At 65.1% G+C, this 18,261-nt stretch carries 15 protein-coding genes; 3 read left to right on the top strand and 12 right to left on the bottom strand.

What is annotated here, in order from left to right; genetic code table 11:
- The first annotated feature begins 44 nt into the window (after nucleotides 1–44).
- The 3 genes from NT151_01400 (at nucleotide 45) to NT151_01390 (ending at nucleotide 2,605) form a co-directional block, all read left to right on the top strand.
- The gene (locus NT151_01400) at nucleotides 45–407 is read left to right on the top strand and encodes a cupin domain-containing protein (GenBank protein ID MCX6537580.1); all 363 of its coding nucleotides are present in this window, start codon (nucleotides 45–47) and stop codon (nucleotides 405–407) included.
- A gap of 166 nt (nucleotides 408–573) precedes the next feature.
- Nucleotides 574–1,365, top strand: a complete 792-nt coding sequence (locus NT151_01395) for an SDR family oxidoreductase (protein MCX6537579.1) — start codon at nucleotides 574–576, stop codon at nucleotides 1,363–1,365.
- Nucleotides 1,366–1,540: 175 nt separating this feature from the next.
- Complete coding sequence (locus NT151_01390; GenBank protein MCX6537578.1) at nucleotides 1,541–2,605, top strand: polysaccharide deacetylase family protein; 1,065 nt, start codon at nucleotides 1,541–1,543, stop codon at nucleotides 2,603–2,605.
- 232 nt (nucleotides 2,606–2,837) lie between these two features.
- Here NT151_01390 and NT151_01385 read toward each other — a convergent pair whose 3' ends face one another.
- The 12 genes from NT151_01385 to NT151_01330 all read right to left on the bottom strand — a co-directional run bounded on the left by NT151_01385 (nucleotide 2,838) and on the right by NT151_01330 (nucleotide 18,254).
- Complete coding sequence (locus NT151_01385) at nucleotides 2,838–3,677, bottom strand: class I SAM-dependent methyltransferase (GenBank protein MCX6537577.1); 840 nt, start codon at nucleotides 3,675–3,677, stop codon at nucleotides 2,838–2,840.
- A gap of 4 nt (nucleotides 3,678–3,681) precedes the next feature.
- Nucleotides 3,682–4,719 (bottom strand): GNAT family N-acetyltransferase, encoded by a 1,038-nt coding sequence (locus tag NT151_01380; GenBank protein MCX6537576.1) that lies wholly within the window; start codon nucleotides 4,717–4,719, stop codon nucleotides 3,682–3,684.
- A 54-nt stretch (nucleotides 4,720–4,773) separates the two neighbouring features.
- Nucleotides 4,774–5,553: a rhomboid family intramembrane serine protease gene (locus NT151_01375; protein ID MCX6537575.1), complete on the bottom strand. Its 780-nt coding sequence runs from the start codon at nucleotides 5,551–5,553 to the stop codon at nucleotides 4,774–4,776.
- A 1-nt stretch (nucleotide 5,554) separates the two neighbouring features.
- Nucleotides 5,555–6,745 carry an MFS transporter gene (locus NT151_01370; GenBank protein ID MCX6537574.1) on the bottom strand — a complete coding sequence of 397 codons (1,191 nt, stop codon included), beginning with the start codon at nucleotides 6,743–6,745 and terminating at the stop codon, nucleotides 5,555–5,557.
- The gene (murJ, locus tag NT151_01365) at nucleotides 6,742–8,373 is read right to left on the bottom strand and encodes a murein biosynthesis integral membrane protein MurJ (GenBank protein ID MCX6537573.1); all 1,632 of its coding nucleotides are present in this window, start codon (nucleotides 8,371–8,373) and stop codon (nucleotides 6,742–6,744) included. The genes NT151_01370 and murJ overlap by 4 nt, the downstream gene beginning before the upstream one ends.
- Nucleotides 8,374–8,966: 593 nt before the next feature.
- Nucleotides 8,967–9,419 carry a GatB/YqeY domain-containing protein gene (locus NT151_01360; GenBank protein ID MCX6537572.1) on the bottom strand — a complete coding sequence of 151 codons (453 nt, stop codon included), beginning with the start codon at nucleotides 9,417–9,419 and terminating at the stop codon, nucleotides 8,967–8,969.
- A gap of 19 nt (nucleotides 9,420–9,438) precedes the next feature.
- Complete coding sequence (locus NT151_01355) at nucleotides 9,439–11,418, bottom strand: hypothetical protein (protein ID MCX6537571.1); 1,980 nt, start codon at nucleotides 11,416–11,418, stop codon at nucleotides 9,439–9,441.
- 8 nt (nucleotides 11,419–11,426) lie between these two features.
- A complete protein-coding gene (locus NT151_01350) occupies nucleotides 11,427–12,599 on the bottom strand; it encodes a glycosyltransferase (GenBank protein ID MCX6537570.1) in 1,173 nt (390 codons plus the stop codon).
- A complete protein-coding gene (locus NT151_01345; GenBank protein ID MCX6537569.1) occupies nucleotides 12,599–13,597 on the bottom strand; it encodes a polysaccharide deacetylase family protein in 999 nt (332 codons plus the stop codon). The genes NT151_01350 and NT151_01345 overlap by 1 nt, the downstream gene beginning before the upstream one ends.
- A 15-nt stretch (nucleotides 13,598–13,612) precedes the next feature.
- Nucleotides 13,613–14,656 (bottom strand): GNAT family N-acetyltransferase, encoded by a 1,044-nt coding sequence (locus tag NT151_01340; protein MCX6537568.1) that lies wholly within the window; start codon nucleotides 14,654–14,656, stop codon nucleotides 13,613–13,615.
- An 80-nt stretch (nucleotides 14,657–14,736) separates the two neighbouring features.
- Nucleotides 14,737–16,512 (bottom strand): hypothetical protein, encoded by a 1,776-nt coding sequence (locus NT151_01335; protein ID MCX6537567.1) that lies wholly within the window; start codon nucleotides 16,510–16,512, stop codon nucleotides 14,737–14,739.
- Nucleotides 16,509–18,254 carry a glycosyltransferase family 39 protein gene (locus tag NT151_01330; protein ID MCX6537566.1) on the bottom strand — a complete coding sequence of 582 codons (1,746 nt, stop codon included), beginning with the start codon at nucleotides 18,252–18,254 and terminating at the stop codon, nucleotides 16,509–16,511. The genes NT151_01335 and NT151_01330 overlap by 4 nt, the downstream gene beginning before the upstream one ends.
- Nucleotides 18,255–18,261 lie beyond the last annotated feature (7 nt).

Genomic DNA, 18,261 nt, shown 5'->3' with positions numbered 1-18,261 from the left:
GATTTGCGTCACGGTTCGAGAAGGGCCGGAGAGAGGTGGACAGCATGGCGACGCCAGAGGTCCGGCAGTATCGGTGGGATGAGATGCCGCACGAGCAGGTGACCGGGGAGATCACACGGAAGGTGATCAGCGGCGAACGGGAGATGATGGCCATGGTGTACCTGAAGCGTGGCGCCATCGTGCCGACGCACGATCACGAGTCCGAGCAGATGACCTACATCCTCGAGGGGGCGTTGAAGTTCGACATCAATGATGCCTCCATCATCCTGCGTGCAGGCGACGTGCTGTGCATCCCGTCGTGGGTCGCGCACAAGGCCGAGGCGCTTGAAGACACGGTTGAACTGGACGTCTTCAGCCCGATTCGGCAGGACTGGATCGACAAGACGGATGACTATTTCCGGAGGTAACGCGAGATCGGGGCGCGATTGACTTGTGTGATTCGTCATGCCGGCGGCATCCGGGGTCCCCAACGCGGCAGCCGCGTTGGGGTGGCATCCGGCATCCAGAGAGGAACCCTGGCTGGATTCCGGCGTTCGCCGGAATGACGAGACAGGCTAAGTACGAGGCATTGTTATGGATACTGGACTGCACGGAAAAGTGGCGTTGGTATGCGCGGCGAGCCGGGGCCTTGGCAAGGCGACCGCCATGGGATTGGCCGCCGAAGGCGCGCGGGTCGCCATGTGCGCGCGCCACATGCCGACGCTCGAGGCGGCAGCCGCGGAGGTCGCCGCCGCGACCGGCGCCGAGGTGTTCGCCATCGCGGCCGACCTGACCAAGCGGGCAGATATCGCGAGGCTGGTGCAGCAGACGGTGGAACATTTCGGCGGTCTCGACATCATGGTCACCAACTCCGGAGGGCCCAAAGCGGGGCTCTTCAGCGCGCTGACCTCGTCGGACTGGCGCGCTGCCGTCGACCTGTTGCTGATGAGCGTGGTGGACCTGTGTTACGAAGCCGTGCCGCACATGAAGCGGCGCGGCGGCGGGCGCATCATCAACATCACGTCGATTTCGTCGAAGCAGCCCGTGGCCGGCCTCATCCTCTCGAACGTGCTCCGGCCCGCGGTCGTGGGATTGTCCAAGACCCTGTCGAATGAGCTGGCCCGGGACGGCATTCTCGTCAACAGCGTGGCCCCCGGGTACACGCGCACGGATCGCGTCATCGAACTCGCCGAGGCGACGGCGCGCCGGGAAGGCGTGCCGGTCGAGACCGTCGAGCGCCGGACCGTGCAGAACATCCCACTTGGGCGGATGGCTGAACCGTCCGAACTCGCTGACATGGTGGTGTTCCTCGCATCTGATCGAGGCAGCTACATTACCGGCACGAACATCCTCGTCGATGGCGGGTACGTCCGGGGGACGTTATAGAGACGGTTTCAAGATCTGCGGAAGCGTAGGGGTCGGGACGAATTATCGACAGGGTCTCGTTTGGATTACAGAAGTGTCGTTGGCGTGGACTGATTACAGTTCTGTAATGAGAAAAGCATGCCGACGGTAATTCGTCCCGACACCTGCTCCGTGCGCGGAACGCTGTAGGCACCCGATGTCCGGTCCGACCTCAGAACGTTTTCTGCTCCCGGTGTTCTACAGGACTCAACTGTATCGAGCCGCGAGGCGCCTGAACCGCGCCAGGGTCGTGATCGCCATGTATCACGGGTTCACGGCAGCCGACTCACATCAAGGCATCGAGAACCACGAGGGCAAGCACGTCCACGTCCGCGCGTTCCAGCAGCACCTGGCGTTTCTGACGCAGCATTACACCGTCGTCCCGCTGCAGGACGTGGTTCGCGCATGGACCACCGGCTCACCGCTGCCTCAGCGCACCGCGGTCATCACCATCGATGACGGCTACCGGTCGATCTACTCGGTGGCGTATCCGGCCCTGAAGCAGTTTCAGGTGCCAGCCTCGGTGTTTCTGGCCACCGACTTCGTCGACAATCGCCGCTTCCTGTGGACCGACCGTGTCGAGTACGCGGTGAACCACGCGACCGCCGACGTCCTCAATGTGACGATTGGGAGCGAGTCGCTCAGCCTGGCACTGACAAACGCCCAGTCGAAGATGGCCGCCGATTGGCGCCTGCGTTCGAGCCTCAAGGCCCTGCCGCAGGAAGGGCGAGACCAGACGGTCGACCGAATCGAACGCGCCGCTGGATGCAGCGTGTACCACGCCGCGGGCGGCACAGAGATCTACGACCCGCTGCCCTGGAGCGAAACGGCTGAAATGGTCCGGAGCGGCCTCGTCTCGATTGGCAGCCACACCCACACGCACGTCATCATGTCACGCTGCGAACCGGCACGGGCCGCTGACGAACTGCGCATCTCGAAGCACATCATCGAGGAACGTCTTGGCATCTCGTGCGACCTGTTCTGCTATCCCAACGGCCGGCGTGGGGATTTCAACAGCACGACGAAGGGCCTGCTGAAAGCGCACGGCTTCTCGAGCGCGTTGACGACCGTCTACGGGAACAATGGCCCCGACGCCGATATCTTCGAACTGAGGCGGTACAATCTCGGCAAGCCGATGATGACGGGAGAAGTGGCTGTGCGGCTGTCGGGGTTGATGGAGCTTGGGTCGGCGCTGACACGCTCGCGCCCGACGCGGTCATGATGCCAGCAGATTGGGCCAACCACCCGTCAGTTGCCAGTCCGGCACCCGCATCCTCCCGGCGGGCCTCGCAGGGATACCCCGGGAACGCCGGGCTCCCCGACTTCGCTCGTTGAGCTTCGTCCAGGTCTCGCCGTAGCGCTCTGGCGCGGAGGCGGACAGCCCGGCAAGTCTGCAAGCCACGCTAGAGCGTGGCGATCCCAGGGGGAAAGACCGGCTGCGGTTTGATACGGGCTCAGAGTTCGGGCGACAGGACGTACTCGACATTGCCGAGCACCACGTCCTGCGTGAGTCGGCTGTCGCGGAGCCATCGACTGATCGCGGGAGGCAGGCGCCGGACACTCCCGATCACGTGCAGATGCTCGTGCACGACGCGCAGCCCGGCATCGGCGATCAGGCCGCGAAGCCGGCGCATCCGGACTTTCTCCAACACGTCATCGTGCTTGACGAGCCCTAGGCGCGCATCGCGGATAAATGAGTTCTCGTGGGCGGGCTCGCGCAGCATCCACGGCGCGTGGCGTGCCAGCCAGCGGAACGTCCTGAAGGCCAGGGGTCTCCCCAGGATCAGATGCACCGGTACAGGCACCAGGAGACGGGGCAGGTGTGCCCCGGCCGGCGACAGGTACGGAGCCGTCGACAGGTAGAATCGGCCGCCATTCTTCATCACGCGGCGGCATTCCTTCAGATAGCGCGCGGCGTCAGCGACGTGTTCGATGACCGAATGCGATAACACGAGGTCGAACGTGCCCGAGGCGAAGGGGAGCGCCATACCATCGGTGCGGACAAACGACACGTTATCGATGTGCCGTTCGCGCGCCAGCGTGACGCCGGCCTGGCTGAATCGATCCATCGGATCGATGCCGGTCACGTGGTCCGCGTGCTCGGCCAGTGACAGCACCATGCCGCCGCCTCCGCAGCCGCAATCGAGCACGCGCCCGCCAATCCGCACGCCCGCGCGATCCAGAAACGCGATCAGCTTGGCGCTGCGGTAGTACTCAAAGAGCGCGTAGTCGTACTCGGAGCGGAACCGGCGTCCCGCGTGCTCTTTGATGAGGTCGTCCCTGATCTCGCGCATGTTCTCAGCCTCTGAACCACGCGTAGTCAAGGTCGCAATCCCCGAGTGTCAAATGCCACTCCGCCGGGACGGGCAAAGACGATACCGCCTTCGCCGTGTACGTGAACCACTTGGTATTGCCCTTGACCCAGCGTCCCAGCAGCGGCGTGGACGGAGACAGGAAGCCGCGGGCGCGCAGGACACGCTGGCAGGCTGGCAGGGTCGAGATCGCATAGATCCGGTTGACGCCGCGAGCCACCAGCGTCGAGGCCGCTTCGGAAAGCAGGGCGCCAAACGCGGCCGCATCGCCTGGATGCACGAGGTAGTCGACAATCAGGCCCTGAGGGGACCTGGCGTTGTTCGAGAGGGCATCAACCACGCGCACGATCATATATCCGACTAACGCCTGCCCACGATAGACACACACGAGGACGTACTGGCGATTTCCCTGTGTCGTGTATCGCGCGAGCAGGGTCGCGCTTGTGCGAACGGCGATGCCTGGAAACTCGTTCCTCACCCGCATCCACAGCGCGTCAACATCCAGCCAGACCGATAGCGAGCCGTCAATGGCAGCGGTCACGATCCGGTGCTGTCGCGATGCCGACCGGAACATCCATCGCCGCGGAAGCGGGTGCACGTAGAGTGTGACCGGGGACCGGTCGCTCCAACCCAGCTTGTGAAACACCCGGTAGGCCATTGCCGTCTGGGAGAGCGACGCGGTGACCGCATGCCTGTTCTGAACCGCTTGTGTGAGGCGCTTGCCGAGTCCCTTGCCCTGATAGTCCGGCCGCACGTAGAAATCGACGAACCATGCGGATGGCAGCTCCACGCCGTTGGTCCGTAACGCGAACGGGATGTAGGCGCACAGGCCTGCGAGCGTGCCCTGAGCAGGATCCTCGACGACGTACAGTGGCGGCTCATCCCATTGCCACCACCAGCGATTCTGGACGTCGTTCTCGATGTCGCGCTTGTGAGACCAGACCTCTCGCAACAGGGCCAACAGGCGGACATAGTCCTGGCTGGCGTAGGGCCTGACGATCAAGTCGTGCTCAGTCGACGTCATCTAGCAATTCTGAGGGCGGTGTCCAGCAACCCGGGGGCGTCGCGGCCGACGGCGCTAGTGAATCCGGCGATTGGTGTCGTTCTGGCGGCCGCCCTCGTGGACGTTGAACCGACGACGCAGCCTGTTCAGCCGCCAGCGCAGGATCTGGGACCGCACCTGCGACGCCATATTGCCCCGTCGCCAGACGAGGTACAGGTATCCGGCGACGATTCCGCCAAGATGCGTCGCGTGCGCCACGCCCGACCGCGAGCCGCTGATCGACGAAAGCAACTCGATGACCCCGAAGATGATGACGAACACCTTCGCGGGGATCGGGAATACCGCGTACACGTAGATCGGACGGTTTGGCCATGTCAGCCCGTAGGCGAGCAACAGGCCATAGATGGCACCGGATGCCCCGACCGTAGGGAACGTGTACAGGGGCTCGGCGAACTGGAACAGCCAGGAGTCCTGGGTTGCAGCGAAGTGCCAGAGCAGCGAACACAGAATGGTGGTCAGTGCAGCGCCGACACCGGCGACGAAGTAGTACGTCGTGAAGAACCGCGTGCCCCATAACCGCTCGAGTTCAACGCCGAACATCCAGAGCGCCAGCATGTTGAAGAGCAAATGGAACAGCCCTCCGTGCAGGAACATGTAGGTGACGGGCTGCCACACCCACAATCCCTCGACCACCGCGCCGGGCCGAAGCCCGAACAGGTAGATGACCGCCTCAGTCTGTACCACGTACGTCGCCAGGTAGCAGACGACGTTGGCGATGATCAGCGCCTTGACGGCGGGCGTCAATCTGCCGGGTCCGAAACTGTACGAGGCGTTGGGCGAAGAAGGCGGACTCATATCAGACTCCAACAATACCAGAGGCGTCGTTCGGATCCGAAGTTCCGTGCCCGGATCCGGGAGGCAATGGCCAGGCGCACGCCGCGCCGGCCAGCGGCACCAGTGCCAGCAACGTCAGCGTGGGCTCGATACCAAACCGATCCGCCAGGGCGCCGACGACAGGCACAGTCAGGCCGCCTGTGCCCCACGCGACACCCATCATCAGCGACGAGACCGTGGCCGCGCTGATCGGTGCGAGTTGGTGCGCAAAGGTCACGTTGACCGGGAGCGTGGAATTCAGAAAGAACCCGCCCACCGCCATCATCACGACAAACCACCCGCCTGACATCGACGGCGCCAACGCCAGGAAGGGCACGGCCGCCAGTAGCGACGCGCCAATGATCCGCTTCGCTCCAAACCGATCCGAGAGCGGTCCACCAAGGAATCCTCCGACGCTTCCCGTAAACAGGTAGACGGAGATCGCCACGCCAGCCATCCCAACCGACCATCCCCGACGGGTCAACAGCACGGGCACGAAGGTCGCAAATCCCAACGAGGTGAGCGTTCTCAGCACGACGATGGCATACAGAAAGAACAACGGCCGTGCAAATGGCCGCAGCTGCCGGAATCCACTCGGCCCATGACCACCGAACGGCTTGACCGGCGGCAAGCCGGCCAGCACGAGACCGAGCAGAATCAATCCCGGGATGGCCAGCCACGGCGTCCATCCAAGTCCGAAACGATCGACATATGGCGCGAACACCATCGGTCCCAGCGAGTAGCCGATCGATCCGCCCGTGATGTGAATGGCCATGGCCAGCCCCCGCCGACTGCCCCCAAGACGATTGACGACGGCGGCGGCCGTGGGATGGAACGCGGCGCCGCCCAGTCCGCCTATGATGAGGCAGGCCGCCAGTGTTCCCGGCGACCAGACGAGGCCTATCAGGCTCAACACCGCCACCGACAGGAGCGGGCCAGCCACCAGCAGCACGCGCGGATTCCAGCGATCCGCGAGCCGGCCAAACCCCAGTTGCGAGACCGAGGTCGCGAGCTGGTACACCATGACCATCATGCCGGCTGCCGCGAGCGAGAGTCCCAAGCGGGAGATCAGCGCCGGCAGGAGCGGCACATACAGATTGGAGTAGGCGTCGGCGACGAAGTGCGCGCTCGCCATCCGGTAGACGGTTGGATTGAGCGACCGACGTTCGCTCATGCTCGCAGACGCTTCAGCCGTGAGACGACCGTGGCCCGCGCCTCCACGAATTCCTCGATGTGAATCGCGCGCGCCGCGATGTCCAGCACGACGAGGGCAACGCCAATCGACGCGCCGACGCGCAATGCCAGAACCGGCAGCGTATGCGACGGCAACCCGCTCGCGATCGCCCAGTCCGTTCCCCACGCAGCCAGGCCCATCAACGCAGACGCGACAGAGATCTTGCCCATGGCGGTTGCCACGCGACGTCCGTCGAGGCCGCCCAGTCGCCCACGCAGCACCCAGAGCAGGATGGCCGCATTGCAGATCGCGCTGGCGGCTGTTCCCAATGCCAGACCGCGGAAACTCATCACCTGGACCAGCGCGATATTGAGGCCCACGTTGAGGAGCACCGTGGCCATCGAGACCATCACGGGCGTCCGGCTGTCCTTCAACGCATAGAGAGCAGGCACGGCCATCTTGACCGCCGAGTAGCCCACGAGCCCCGGCGCGTAGAACATCAAGGCCGCGGCCGTGTTCGCCGTGTCCGCCGTCGAAAACCGCCCGTGTTCGAAGATGAGCGCGACAATCGGCGTGGCCAGCGCAATCAGGCCGACCGTGGCCGGCACATTCAACATGAGCATCAGGCGCAGGCCACGCGAGATCGTGGCGCGCATCTCCGCCAGATCGTTGTGGGCCGCCTGCCGGCTCAACGTCGGCAGCGAGGCAGTGGCAATCGACACGCCGAACAGGCCAATCGGCATGTACATCAGCCTGAACGCGTACCCGAGGCAGGACACCGCGCCGGTGCCTTCGCCGGTCGCCAGAATCGTGTTCACCAACAGGTTGATCTGCACAGCGGCCAGGCCGATCACGCCCGGCCCCATCAGCACCAGGACCTGCCGAAGGCCCTCGTCCCGGATATCGAGCCCTGTGTGGTAGCGGAATCCCTCGGCACGCAACGACGGCCATTGGACGCCCGCCTGGAGCATTCCCCCGACCAGCACGCCAATCGCTGGCGCCACGATCGCCGGCAAACCGAGCAGGGGCATCACCGGGACCAGCCCAATCGTGCACAGAATCGACCCGACATTGAACATCGCCGGGGAGAACGCCGGCACGAAGAACCGGTGCAGCGAGTTCAGCATGCCCATCAACGCCGCCGCCACCGCCACCATCGTCAGAAACGGGAACATGATCCGCGTCAGCATCACGGTCAGTTCGAGTTTGCCCGGCACCGCGGCGTATTTCGACGCAAACGCCGTCGCAATCGGCGAGGCAAAGACGAGCCCCAGCACCACCACGGCGAGCGTGGTCAGAACCAGGGCATTGATCACCATATTGCCCAAGCGCCAGGCCCGCTCCCGACCCTCAAGCGTCAGCGTGCGGGTGAACGTCGGGACAAACGCGGCGCTCATCGCGCCTTCGGCAAACAGGTCGCGGACCAGATTAGGGATGCGGAAGGCGACGTTGTAGGCGTCCATGTGGTCGCCCGCGCCGAACAGGTAGGCCATGATCTGGTCCCGCACCAGCCCGAGGATGCGGCTGGTCATGGTGGCGGCACCAATGATCCCGGCCGACCTGGCAAGCCGGGGAGGCGCGACCTCAGATGGTCCGGTTGGGACCGGCGCGGACGGGTCGGAGGACATCGATGCATGCCAGCGTAGCACAACCCTGACCGCTCAGCGGGATCGGTCAGGTAGTGTCCACCCAAGCCAGACCTGAATCCAACGCGTTGGATTGATTGGGGGTTGTTTGTGCGGCCAGTGAAACGGGGGAGGTGGGCACTCGCCTTGTCGGGAGGCGAGTGCCCCGGAGGAGGATAGACAGGACCGTTAACTACCCTGTCAACCGTTATGACGGTCGAACCCGGAAAATAGTTCGGGTCGGGACCGCTCAGGGTGCGCCACCTCACACCAAGTGACGCCAAATCACGCCATGACGCCAGATGTCGTTACTTGTCGCTTGCCCGGCTGTATCAAAACTGAGACGCTGCCCTCGAGAGGATTGATTCGAGGGCGGTTGGCCCGTCGCCCCCGCGCGCCCCCGGGTCTCTGGCACCACGGACATGAATCTGATTGACGCTGCTCAAATCGTCGAACGCCTTCAGATGCGCGCTGCCCACGAAGGTGAGCTGAAGGCACTCAAGATTGCCCGCGACGCGCTGCTGACGATCGTGTCGGAGGGGTTCTCGACTCTTGACGACAGGTTCGGGCGGCGGGCTGCCGCCCCCCCACCGACGCTAACCCCCAGCCAGCTTCTTCCTGACGAGTTCGTTAACGGTCTTGCCGTCGACCGTCTTGCCGGCCAGCGCCGCCATCACCGCCTTCATCAGGCGGCCCATGTCTTTCATGCCGGTCGCCCCGGTTTCCGCGATGGCTGCGTCGACTGTCGCCTGGATCTCCTCGGCGCCGACGGGAGGAGGCATGAGCGACTCGAGCAGCTTCAGTTCAGCCGTCTCCTTGTCCACCAGATCCTGCCGGCCGCCTTTCAGGAACTGATCGATCGATTCGCGCCGCTGCTTGATCATGGTGCTGACCACCTGGTGGGCCTCGGCATCATCGAGCGGGTGCCCCTTCTCGATCTCCTTGTTGACGAGTGCCGCCTTCAGCATTCGGAATGCCGACAGCACGGCCTGATCGTGCGCCTTCATCGCCTGAGTAATGCGAGCATTGACGTCGGTGACGAGCGACATGGCGTGCCTCCGCCTTCGGTTAGAGAATCAAGTCGAACCAGCCGCGTGTACCAGCGACAACGATCACGGTCAGGACCGCGGCAATCGCCCATCGGCGCCAGCCGGCTGCGCGCCACCACACGGCAGCGGCGAAGCCCCCCAGGATGGCCAACGCGGGTGCGACGGCAAGCTGGTAGCGCAGCTCGAGCGGGGTGAACACGGCGAGTGCGCTGCATCCCACCAGGGTGACAAGCCAGCCGGCAATCGCCAGAGATAGGCGGTCTCGAAGCTTCCGCCTGATGAGCAGGACGAGGCCTAACATCGCAATCGCGGGCAGGGGCCATCCGTACGCCGTCCGCGTCCGCCGGCCCAGCGTCGAGAGTCTGTCCATTACCGACGGGCGTTGTCGATGTGGCGCAGGCCGAGCCGTCTGTGGGGTCGTCTGCGGCTGTTGCGGCGCCGGTACCGGGGACAGCTGTGGCGCCGGTCCGGACTTCTTCTGATCCACAGCGACGATGGTCTTGACTTCGCCAGCCAGCCGCGCCGCCTGGCCCCGATAGGTGCTCCAGAAGTGGCCGTAGAACAGCAGCACAGACACGACGACAGCCAGGCCGAGACTCATGAGCACGCACGACGCCGCGCGCTGCAGCGTTGGACCGCCAACGACGCAGTAGACCAGGCCGATGGCGCATAGCGTGAGCGCCAACACCATAAACGTGCTGAAATGTGCGACGAAGGCCACCGACGCGACCAGCATCGGCACCGACAACCAGACCCACGCCGGCCAGGCCAGAGGCATCGACACCACGGTCGCCACCGTGAGCAGCGCGATCGATTCACCGAAGGCGTTGGTCAGGTTTCCCGTTCCCACCACGGCCGACGCAATCGGCGTCGTATGGAAGAGGACAAGGGCAACGATGCCGGCGGCGCTGTCACGCCACGTCCGGCTGACGATGGCGTAGAGGCTGAGGCCGGCGAGCATTTCGGCGACGCAGACCACGCCACGCAACAGCGCGACGTGATCCCGGACGAGCGACGCAAACGGGGCCGCGATCAGATAGAGGGAGATGCCGTAGGGAAACTGGTATCCATCTGGCGTCAAAGAGGTGAAGTAATAGCGGCCCGACAGCACCCATTCCAGTCGATGCGCCTGGAACACGGCATCCCCGGGCGGCATGTCGGGATGCAGCACGACGAGCAACTTCAAGTAACACAACACCGCCGAGAGCGCGATCACGACGCGGGCCGGTCCTGAGAGCCGCTCACGGCGGAAGATGTCGAGCGCGATCACCAGAACAGCACTCGCGATGGCGAAGCCCGTCGAAAGCGGAACCGCGGCCGGCCGCCCCGCAAAATAGGGAGCCATTCCCACCGCGAGCGGGGCTGCCTGCGCGACTGAGACGAGCAGCGCTCCCGCGGCCGCAATGGGCCACGTCAATCCAATCGCGCCCAGCGCCGCACCGAATATCGCCGCCGAGAGCGCGGCGCGGCCGAGTACCGGCCACGGCGCCATTGCCAGGCGGCCTGACGCCGGCTGGCAACTGATGCGATCGACGGCGATGCCCAGGTCTCTCGGATCGTCGGCCGGACGAAACGTGTCGGACACGGCCAGCGCCAGCACCAGGCCATTGCCCTCCGGACGCACCGGGACTTCAAACCGGACATCGTCATTCTCGCCACGCACCGTCCACGCCAGCATCTCCACGCCATCAGCAGTGAAGCGCACCATCGGCAGCGGGGCCGTCGGGGGTCTCCATCCGAGGAGGCTGACAGTGCAGGCCCACGGCACGCGTCGATCGAGATCGGGCCATCCGATTTCGGCCGTCCGGCCGGTCCAGGCAAACGTTTTTCCACCCCCGCGTTCGGCTGGGAAGAAACCGCGCGCCGTCCCGGGAAGATCTCGGTCCATTTCGATCCGTACCGCCGGAGACACGCTGTATGTCAACAGCAGCGCCAGAGCCCCGGCAGCCGCGCCGACCAGCGACGCGACAACGAGCGCGACGAGACGGGTTCGGACCATGATCTGTGTCAACCCCGCCGAGGACGAGTGATCTCGCGATAGATGGCCGAGAACCGCGCCGCGACCGTAGCTGGACGGAACTCGCGCTCCAGCACGGCGTCGGTTTGTGGGCTGGTTCGGCGCTCGCGGCCGAGGGCTGCGGAGATGGCTGCGGCAAGCGCGGCCGGATTCTCCCGCGGGACCACCTGTACGTCTTCGCCGAACAGTCGCCCCAACTCGACGCCACCGGGGCTATCGGTCGAGACGACCGGCGTTCCGCACGCAAGTGCCTCCACCGCAACCGTTGGGCATGCTTCGAGCTGGGATGGTAGCACGAAGAGATCGGCCGCCGCGTAGTACGACGCGACAGTTCGGTTGTCGACCAGCCCCGCGAAGGTCACCTTGGCGCCGACGCCGAGATCCCGAGCCAGCGACGTGAGTTCTTTGCGCAGAGGGCCCGTTCCGCAGAACACCAGTCGGGTGTCGGGGAATGCTCGCAGCACGGCAGGCATCGCCTCGACCAGATGCCGCTGGCCCGCGAGAGGGTGTAGACGTTTGACATTCAGGAGCAGATGCCGCTCCGTAATCCCAAGCCTCTGGCGAGCGGCCTCGCGGTCGGGACGTTCCGCCCGGGCGAAGTAGTCGGCCACCGGGGGATAGATGACGCTCAGTCCTTCACGGGACAGTCCATGCTCGACGGCCCGGTCGAGCAGGCCGGAACTGTAGAACGTGACGCGTGCCGCCGAGCGGTAGGCTGTCGTGAACAGGTCGGGTCTGAACCACTTTCGCGTGTAATGCCAGATCTCTGTTCCGTAGAGTGTGAGCACGACGGGTTTTCCCATCCGGCCGGCGATCCACGCGACCAGACTCGGCAGCAACCCGTTGCTGTGTGTGTGGATGAGGTCGGCTGCGGCGATGGCCGGTCTGGCCAACCTCCAGATGTGCCTCGCCTGGCTGATCGCCGACAATGCGACGGGCCGCCCATCCCGCCAGTCGGGACGCCTGTTCGGAATCCATACAACGGTCCCGGGGAGTTCGCCGGCAGGTTGGGTGCCGTCCGACGAGCTGATCATCCGCGGCGGATGCGAGATATACGTTGGGGTATCGCCGCCATCGCGGGCCCAGACTCCGAGGTGAACAGGCAAGAGTGCGCTGGCGCCCTGTTCGGGCGGAAGATGCGACGTGACGTGACAGATGCGCATCAGACCGACACCACCGCCGTCGGCGGGTCCGGCGCTTTCTGGCTTCCGCAGTACAGGGCGCGGAATTCGCTGAAGGTCACCGGAATGGCGCCCAGATCATGGACAGCGTACGCCAGGAACTTTCCCAGGCGATCGAAGAAGTCCGCCAATTCCTGTTCGGTCCTGTTATACGGACTGCCGCCGACGATAGCCTCGCTCGAGTGAAAGATCAGGTTGAGGACCGGAACCCTGTCGTGCTTCAAGCGGCGGGCCAGCGCGCACATGTCATCGAGCGACGAGTACGAGGGCCGCAGCCATAACACCCGCGCGATGCCGAGCTTGCTGAGCACGCGCTTGGTCATGTACGGGCTGGGCGCTCGCCCATACAGGCGCTCGAGTGCGGCCGGGACCCGCCGGCTGAGTGCGGCCGACACGGGAACTTCGAGAAGGTTGCTGGTCCCTGGAACCGTAGGGTTGTCGTACGCGAGAAAATACGGCGTCGGTGGCGCGCCGACGAAGTCCGGACCGCCCTTGTGGCCTTCGTAGAACAACGGCGCGACGCTTGATTCAATCCGGTAGCCGGCACGCTCGAGATCGGAGACGTGCGAGGCCGAGAACCCGAACCGTCCCGAGCGGTACGAGAGCGGGCGTTCGCCGATGGCGTCGATGATCGCCTGACTCAACGAGGCCACTTGTTCCGCGAACTGAGAGGCGGGCAACTGAAGTGCGTACGGATGCCGCCGGACGTCGGCCTCCGTGCACGGCGGCGTTTCCCACGCGTGATGGTGGGCCCCAATCTCGATGTCGCGGCCCTCGCGCAGCCTGCGCAACACGTCCGCCGACCGGGCGTCTTGAACAACCGGGTAGGTCACCAGATACGTCGGGCGAACACGGTGGCGCTGGAACAGCGCGTGAAGCTTGGGCAGCGCGTAGATGTTGTCGAATGTCTGGTTGAGTCGTGCCTCAACGGACCACTGGTTGTCGCCCTCGGTGTCGATGCCCACGAGCAGATAGAACATGTGGAGCGCCTGTGCCTACCGGTCCTGGTCCGAGTCGCCAAGGGTGACGTGCCACTTTCCGGTGTTCGTGTAGAAGTCCGGCGGCAGCTCGACCGCATTGATCTTGGCGGTGAATTCCATCGTGGACTTCACCTGGAAGTAGCCGGACCGCTTCATGATGCGCCGGAATCCCTCATGCATCGCGAAGACGCGGATCTTGTCCGAGTCGGCTGCACGCGCCTCGTTGTCAATCCATCGCAGGATGGTCTTGACGCCCAGATCGTCGTCTGGATCCACTAGAAAATCGACGAGCAACGTGATACGGCCGCGGGGTTCCCGCGTGTGGCGGTAGATCGCGTAGCCGTGCAGGTCGTCCCCGCGCCGGAGCGCCACGGCCGAATAGCGGACGTGCGGCGGCTCGATGAACTTCCAGTTGAGATAGGCGGTATCGCGTTTGACGGCGAAGTCGAACTTCGGGGCGAGGCGCTTCCAGAGCAACGTGAATTCTTCGCCAAACCGGCGAATGGGCACGATCTCCGCGCGTAGCGGCTTGGAGCGGGCGATGATCTGGATAAACGGCAGCGTCAGCGCCGAGACGAGCCGATTGAGCGGCATCGGCCAGTTCGGCCGGCGCAGCGCGCGGCGGGTTAGCGGCTTGACCAGGCACGGGACGGGTCCAACGCTGGGCCAGCGGAGTTTCTGGAACAGCCGGTACGACGAGTCGGACAGCCCGAGACCAAGCGACGCGTCTCCGTGCTGGTCCCACCAGCGGAACAGCACGTCGCCCAGGCCCTGCCGCTGCCGCTCCGGCGCGATCATCACGTCCATGCCCCAGGACGCGTCAATCTCGGTGCCCGCCACGTGAAGGCGGACCGGCATCGTGGCGTACTGGCCGACGATGGTGGGGCCTTCGCGAGCGACCCAGATAAGCGGCCCGGCGGCCGGATTGTTCGGATTGCGCAGGTACTGCCACTCCCACCGCAGGCGGTTGACTTCGGCGGCATCGCTTCCGAACACCCGGCGGTACATAGCCACGATCGCGCGGGCGTCGTCTGGACGATAGGCGTCGATGGATGCCATCGGGATCCTCGAAAAACACGATTGCTGCAGCAGTTCCGATTCTATCGTAGCGGGACCGAACGCCGCGAGTGTCTTCGGGATTAGCGGATCGGTGGACGCAGCGGGTGCAGTGCGCCCTCACTGAAGAAGAACCACGTCCAAGTCGACAGGGGCTGTCCGCGATCCATCGACACCCGCACCGCGAGATCCCGTCCGGCGTCGGTGGCCTCAAACGTACCGATGGGGCTTGTGAACCGCGTGGCGCCAGAGCCGTTGAGCGGAACATCGAAGGTGCGCCAGTCTCTCGATGTGACAAAATCGCCGCCGTAGCCCCGCGCGAGCACCTCCAGGCTGCTCGTATCCGCCCACCGAACGTCGATCCGGGGATCACCCACGCCGATCCTGATGATGGTTCTCATACTGGCCGGTGAGCATGCGCGCAGCCATTCCAGACCTTCCAGGTTGAGGTTGGAATAGACACCCCGGACGCGAACCGGCGCCGTGACCAGCACGATGTCCTGCCCGGCACAGCGCCCTCCGAGCGTCCCGCTGATGGTGGCTGCGGCCTCCTCGCTCATGCGCGACGCCCACAGCCAGTCACCCGTCTTGACGTGTAGCTGCCAGATATTGATCCCGAGCACGAGCACCACCAGGGCACAAGCCACGGCTCGTCGTCTCGGCTTCAGCCTGTCGATGATCAGCCCGACGATCATCGCGGCGGGCGCGCACGCCAGGTACAGGTAACGGGTGCCTTCCGTCATGCTGGATACTGGTACCAGCACCGCGATCAGAAAGACGACCAGCAACACCATGCGGGGCGCGCGTTCGGCGTGACGCCATCCGGCAGCCAGCGCGACCGCCAGTACCACCAGCACGACAACGCCACCCATCCACATGGTCGGCGGCAGGGTTCCTACCGCCCAGTCGAGCATGATGGGCGACACCAGGTGGACAGCGGCAAACCCCAGTGACGTCAGCGCTCGGCGCATCGGCTCAGCGGCGGGTCCGGCGCAGGCGAGAAGTCCCACCACGGCAATCGCTCCGGCCACGACCGCTCGGGCGCGACGGCGGTGCAGGCCCAGCATCGACCACGAGCGCGTCCAGCCCAACTGCGCGACTAACACCAGGAGCAGCAGGAGGCACGCCAGGGCTCCGAGTTTTGGCACGCGCGCCGCGCCGCCTGTCGAAGCGAGCCCGGCTCCCTGTCTCAGCCACGCGTAGACGCCGCCTGACAATGCAAACAGCCCAAGCTGACCAAGCAATCGCCGGCCGTTCGCTCCCCGGACGAAGACCAGGTACGCGCCGGCGACAACTGGGAGTGCGAATGCGGACTCTTTCGAGAGCACGGCCGCGAGAAATGCTACTGCGGCCAGCGCGTCACCGGTCCACGATCTCCAGCGCAACGCGAACAGGCCCGCGAGCAGCCACGCGGTCGCCAGCAGATCGAAGCGTGACGCCACCCAGATCACGGCCTCGTGGCTGGACGGATGAACCGCGAAGAGCGCCGCCGCCGCCAACGCGCCAGTTGTGCCCATCAACCGCCGCGACAGCACGAAGACCAGCAGGGTATTGAGGACGTGCAGGAACAAGGAAGTCGCGTGATACCCGGCCGGCGACCGCGCCCAGAGTTGCCAGTCGGCCGCAAACGACAGGAACGCGAGCGGCCGGTAGTACTCAAAATGCCGCAGGCCGAAGTACGCGGCCGCGTTCTGCAGGCCGCCCAATTCAGACACCCGGTGCAGGATCAGGAAGTCGTCCGAGACGAATCCGACGTCAAGCGAAGGCCAGTACGCCGCGACAGCGAGCGCCACGACCAGGCCGGCTGCGCCGACAACCACCGCTCGCGGCGCTTGCGATGAAGTACGCGTGGTGGTCATCGTTCGATCGCGCCCACCTGGCACCCGTTGCGCGTCTGCCAGATCTCGATCACCGGTCCCGGACGCTCGACCGCGAGCGACGGCTTCACGTCAAAGTCCGGGAGGAATCCATCGCCTGACCCTGTCGAGGCGGCGAACGGGTCTTCCCTGTGCACGAGTCGTGAATGCGCCGCGACGACTGGCGACAGGGGATTGACCCCGTGAGGTGCCTCACTCTTGAGCACGATGTAGTCGACGCATGGCGCCCGTTGAGTCGATTCAGACACCCCTCGCGAGAAGGCCTCCCGGGGAATGTAGATCTTGTCTTCGTCCAAACCGGCTTCGCCGATATGGAAGAGACGATAGGCCGGAGACGGATAAGGGAACCGGGCGAGCAGCGTGCGCGAGCGCCGGCCGGCCCGTTCCGGTCGAATTCCCGACGCCTGGAGCGCCGCTGTCAACTGCGCGCGCGTCGGCTGCAACTGAACCGAGTACGGCTCAACCGCGACGCTGGCCCCCGCCGTCACGTGCGTCTCGATCCACCACATGGCCAATGTCCGCGTGTCGGTCTGCGCGACGAGGTAGTCGAAGAGCACAGACGACACGAGCGGTTGGGCAGTTGCGATCGCTGTCAGGCCGATGAGCGCGGGAGTGGCAAAGCGTCCAAATCTCCGGCTCATCCAGACCAGGCCGGCCGCGCCCATCACCGCGAGGAACGGGTAGAGCGGATTGGCCGTGCGGCCGAACGGCCACGTGTTCGAGATGAACAGGAAAAACGCGAGCGGGAATGCGGCAAGCCACACGAACGCCGACGCTGACCGACGGACAAGCGCGAAGCAGCCCACCACGGCCGCAATCAGCCACGCGAGTCCCGCACCCTGTGTGCGAAGCATCTCCAGTTGAGGAATGGCTGAGCCGAACAGACCGTATACTCGCTGAGCCCGTTCAACGATGATGGCGCCGTTGGCCTGGATGTCGCGCAGCGCTGTCGTCATGTCGACCAGCACGTAGGGCGAGCAGACGGCGAACACCGCGACGATGGTGAGCGCCGCCAGCCACAGGCGCGGACCCAACAGTTCCGCCATCGACCGGCGTGTCCGCAACACGTGCGCCGCCAACAGGGCGGCGACGGTGAGCGCGGCGGGGTAGTGCAGCGCGAAGGCGACACCAACCGATGCGCCGGCAAGGACGTAGTCCCGCGTCCGGCCGCGCTGCCACACCCACCAACTGGCCGCGACCGCACCAACGATCAACAGCGTGGCCGGCACGTCGTGCTTGAGGAAGTGCGCATCACGTACCGGGACGTAGGCCACCGCCATCAGTGCCGCCGCCACACGAGCCAGTGTCCGATCACCGACGCGGAGAGCCAATCTATACACCGCGAAGACGGTGATCACGCCAGCGGCCACCGACAACGATCGGCCCACCAGATAGACCCTCGTCGGGTCCTGCCAGAACTGCGCTTCGAACTGGGCCAGCGAATGGGCCTGGCCAACCATCATCGCGATGACGGCGTACGCGCCGGTCGCCGCAGCCAGGATGTAGAAGTACAGCGTCGGGTACAGGAAATTGTGCGGGTTCAAGTCGCCCGAGGCGAGTGAGAGCGCCCGCGACAGGATGCTGACTTCGTCAGGATTGTAGACGTGGGGGAGTCCATGATCGAGGCTCGTGAGGCGCAACACCAGACCGAGCGCCAGCGCGGCCAGCAGCCAGGGGTCCCGCAGATCGTGCCACCAGCGTCTTCCTGATGCGATCGCGCTCATGGTCTCC

This window comes from Acidobacteriota bacterium (assembly GCA_026393675.1).
GTDB lineage: Bacteria > Acidobacteriota > Vicinamibacteria > Vicinamibacterales > JAKQTR01 > JBAXOX01.
This window is presented reverse-complemented; position numbering and strand designations above follow the sequence as displayed.

Excerpts from the sequence above, each read along its gene's own strand:
- NT151_01400 (MCX6537580.1), top strand. The coding sequence starts at position 45 with ATGGCGACGCCAGAGGTCCGGCAGTATCGGTGGGATGAGATGCCGCAC.
- NT151_01395 (MCX6537579.1), top strand. The coding sequence starts at position 574 with ATGGATACTGGACTGCACGGAAAAGTGGCGTTGGTATGCGCGGCGAGC.
- NT151_01390 (MCX6537578.1), top strand. The coding sequence starts at position 1,541 with ATGTCCGGTCCGACCTCAGAACGTTTTCTGCTCCCGGTGTTCTACAGG.
- NT151_01385 (MCX6537577.1), bottom strand. The coding sequence starts at position 3,677 with ATGCGCGAGATCAGGGACGACCTCATCAAAGAGCACGCGGGACGCCGG.
- NT151_01380 (MCX6537576.1), bottom strand. The coding sequence starts at position 4,719 with ATGACGTCGACTGAGCACGACTTGATCGTCAGGCCCTACGCCAGCCAG.
- NT151_01375 (MCX6537575.1), bottom strand. The coding sequence starts at position 5,553 with ATGAGTCCGCCTTCTTCGCCCAACGCCTCGTACAGTTTCGGACCCGGC.
- NT151_01370 (MCX6537574.1), bottom strand. The coding sequence starts at position 6,745 with ATGAGCGAACGTCGGTCGCTCAATCCAACCGTCTACCGGATGGCGAGC.
- murJ (MCX6537573.1), bottom strand. The coding sequence starts at position 8,373 with ATGTCCTCCGACCCGTCCGCGCCGGTCCCAACCGGACCATCTGAGGTC.
- NT151_01360 (MCX6537572.1), bottom strand. The coding sequence starts at position 9,419 with ATGTCGCTCGTCACCGACGTCAATGCTCGCATTACTCAGGCGATGAAG.
- NT151_01355 (MCX6537571.1), bottom strand. The coding sequence starts at position 11,418 with ATGGTCCGAACCCGTCTCGTCGCGCTCGTTGTCGCGTCGCTGGTCGGC.
- NT151_01350 (MCX6537570.1), bottom strand. The coding sequence starts at position 12,599 with ATGCGCATCTGTCACGTCACGTCGCATCTTCCGCCCGAACAGGGCGCC.
- NT151_01345 (MCX6537569.1), bottom strand. The coding sequence starts at position 13,597 with ATGTTCTATCTGCTCGTGGGCATCGACACCGAGGGCGACAACCAGTGG.
- NT151_01340 (MCX6537568.1), bottom strand. The coding sequence starts at position 14,656 with ATGGCATCCATCGACGCCTATCGTCCAGACGACGCCCGCGCGATCGTG.
- NT151_01335 (MCX6537567.1), bottom strand. The coding sequence starts at position 16,512 with ATGACCACCACGCGTACTTCATCGCAAGCGCCGCGAGCGGTGGTTGTC.
- NT151_01330 (MCX6537566.1), bottom strand. The coding sequence starts at position 18,254 with ATGAGCGCGATCGCATCAGGAAGACGCTGGTGGCACGATCTGCGGGAC.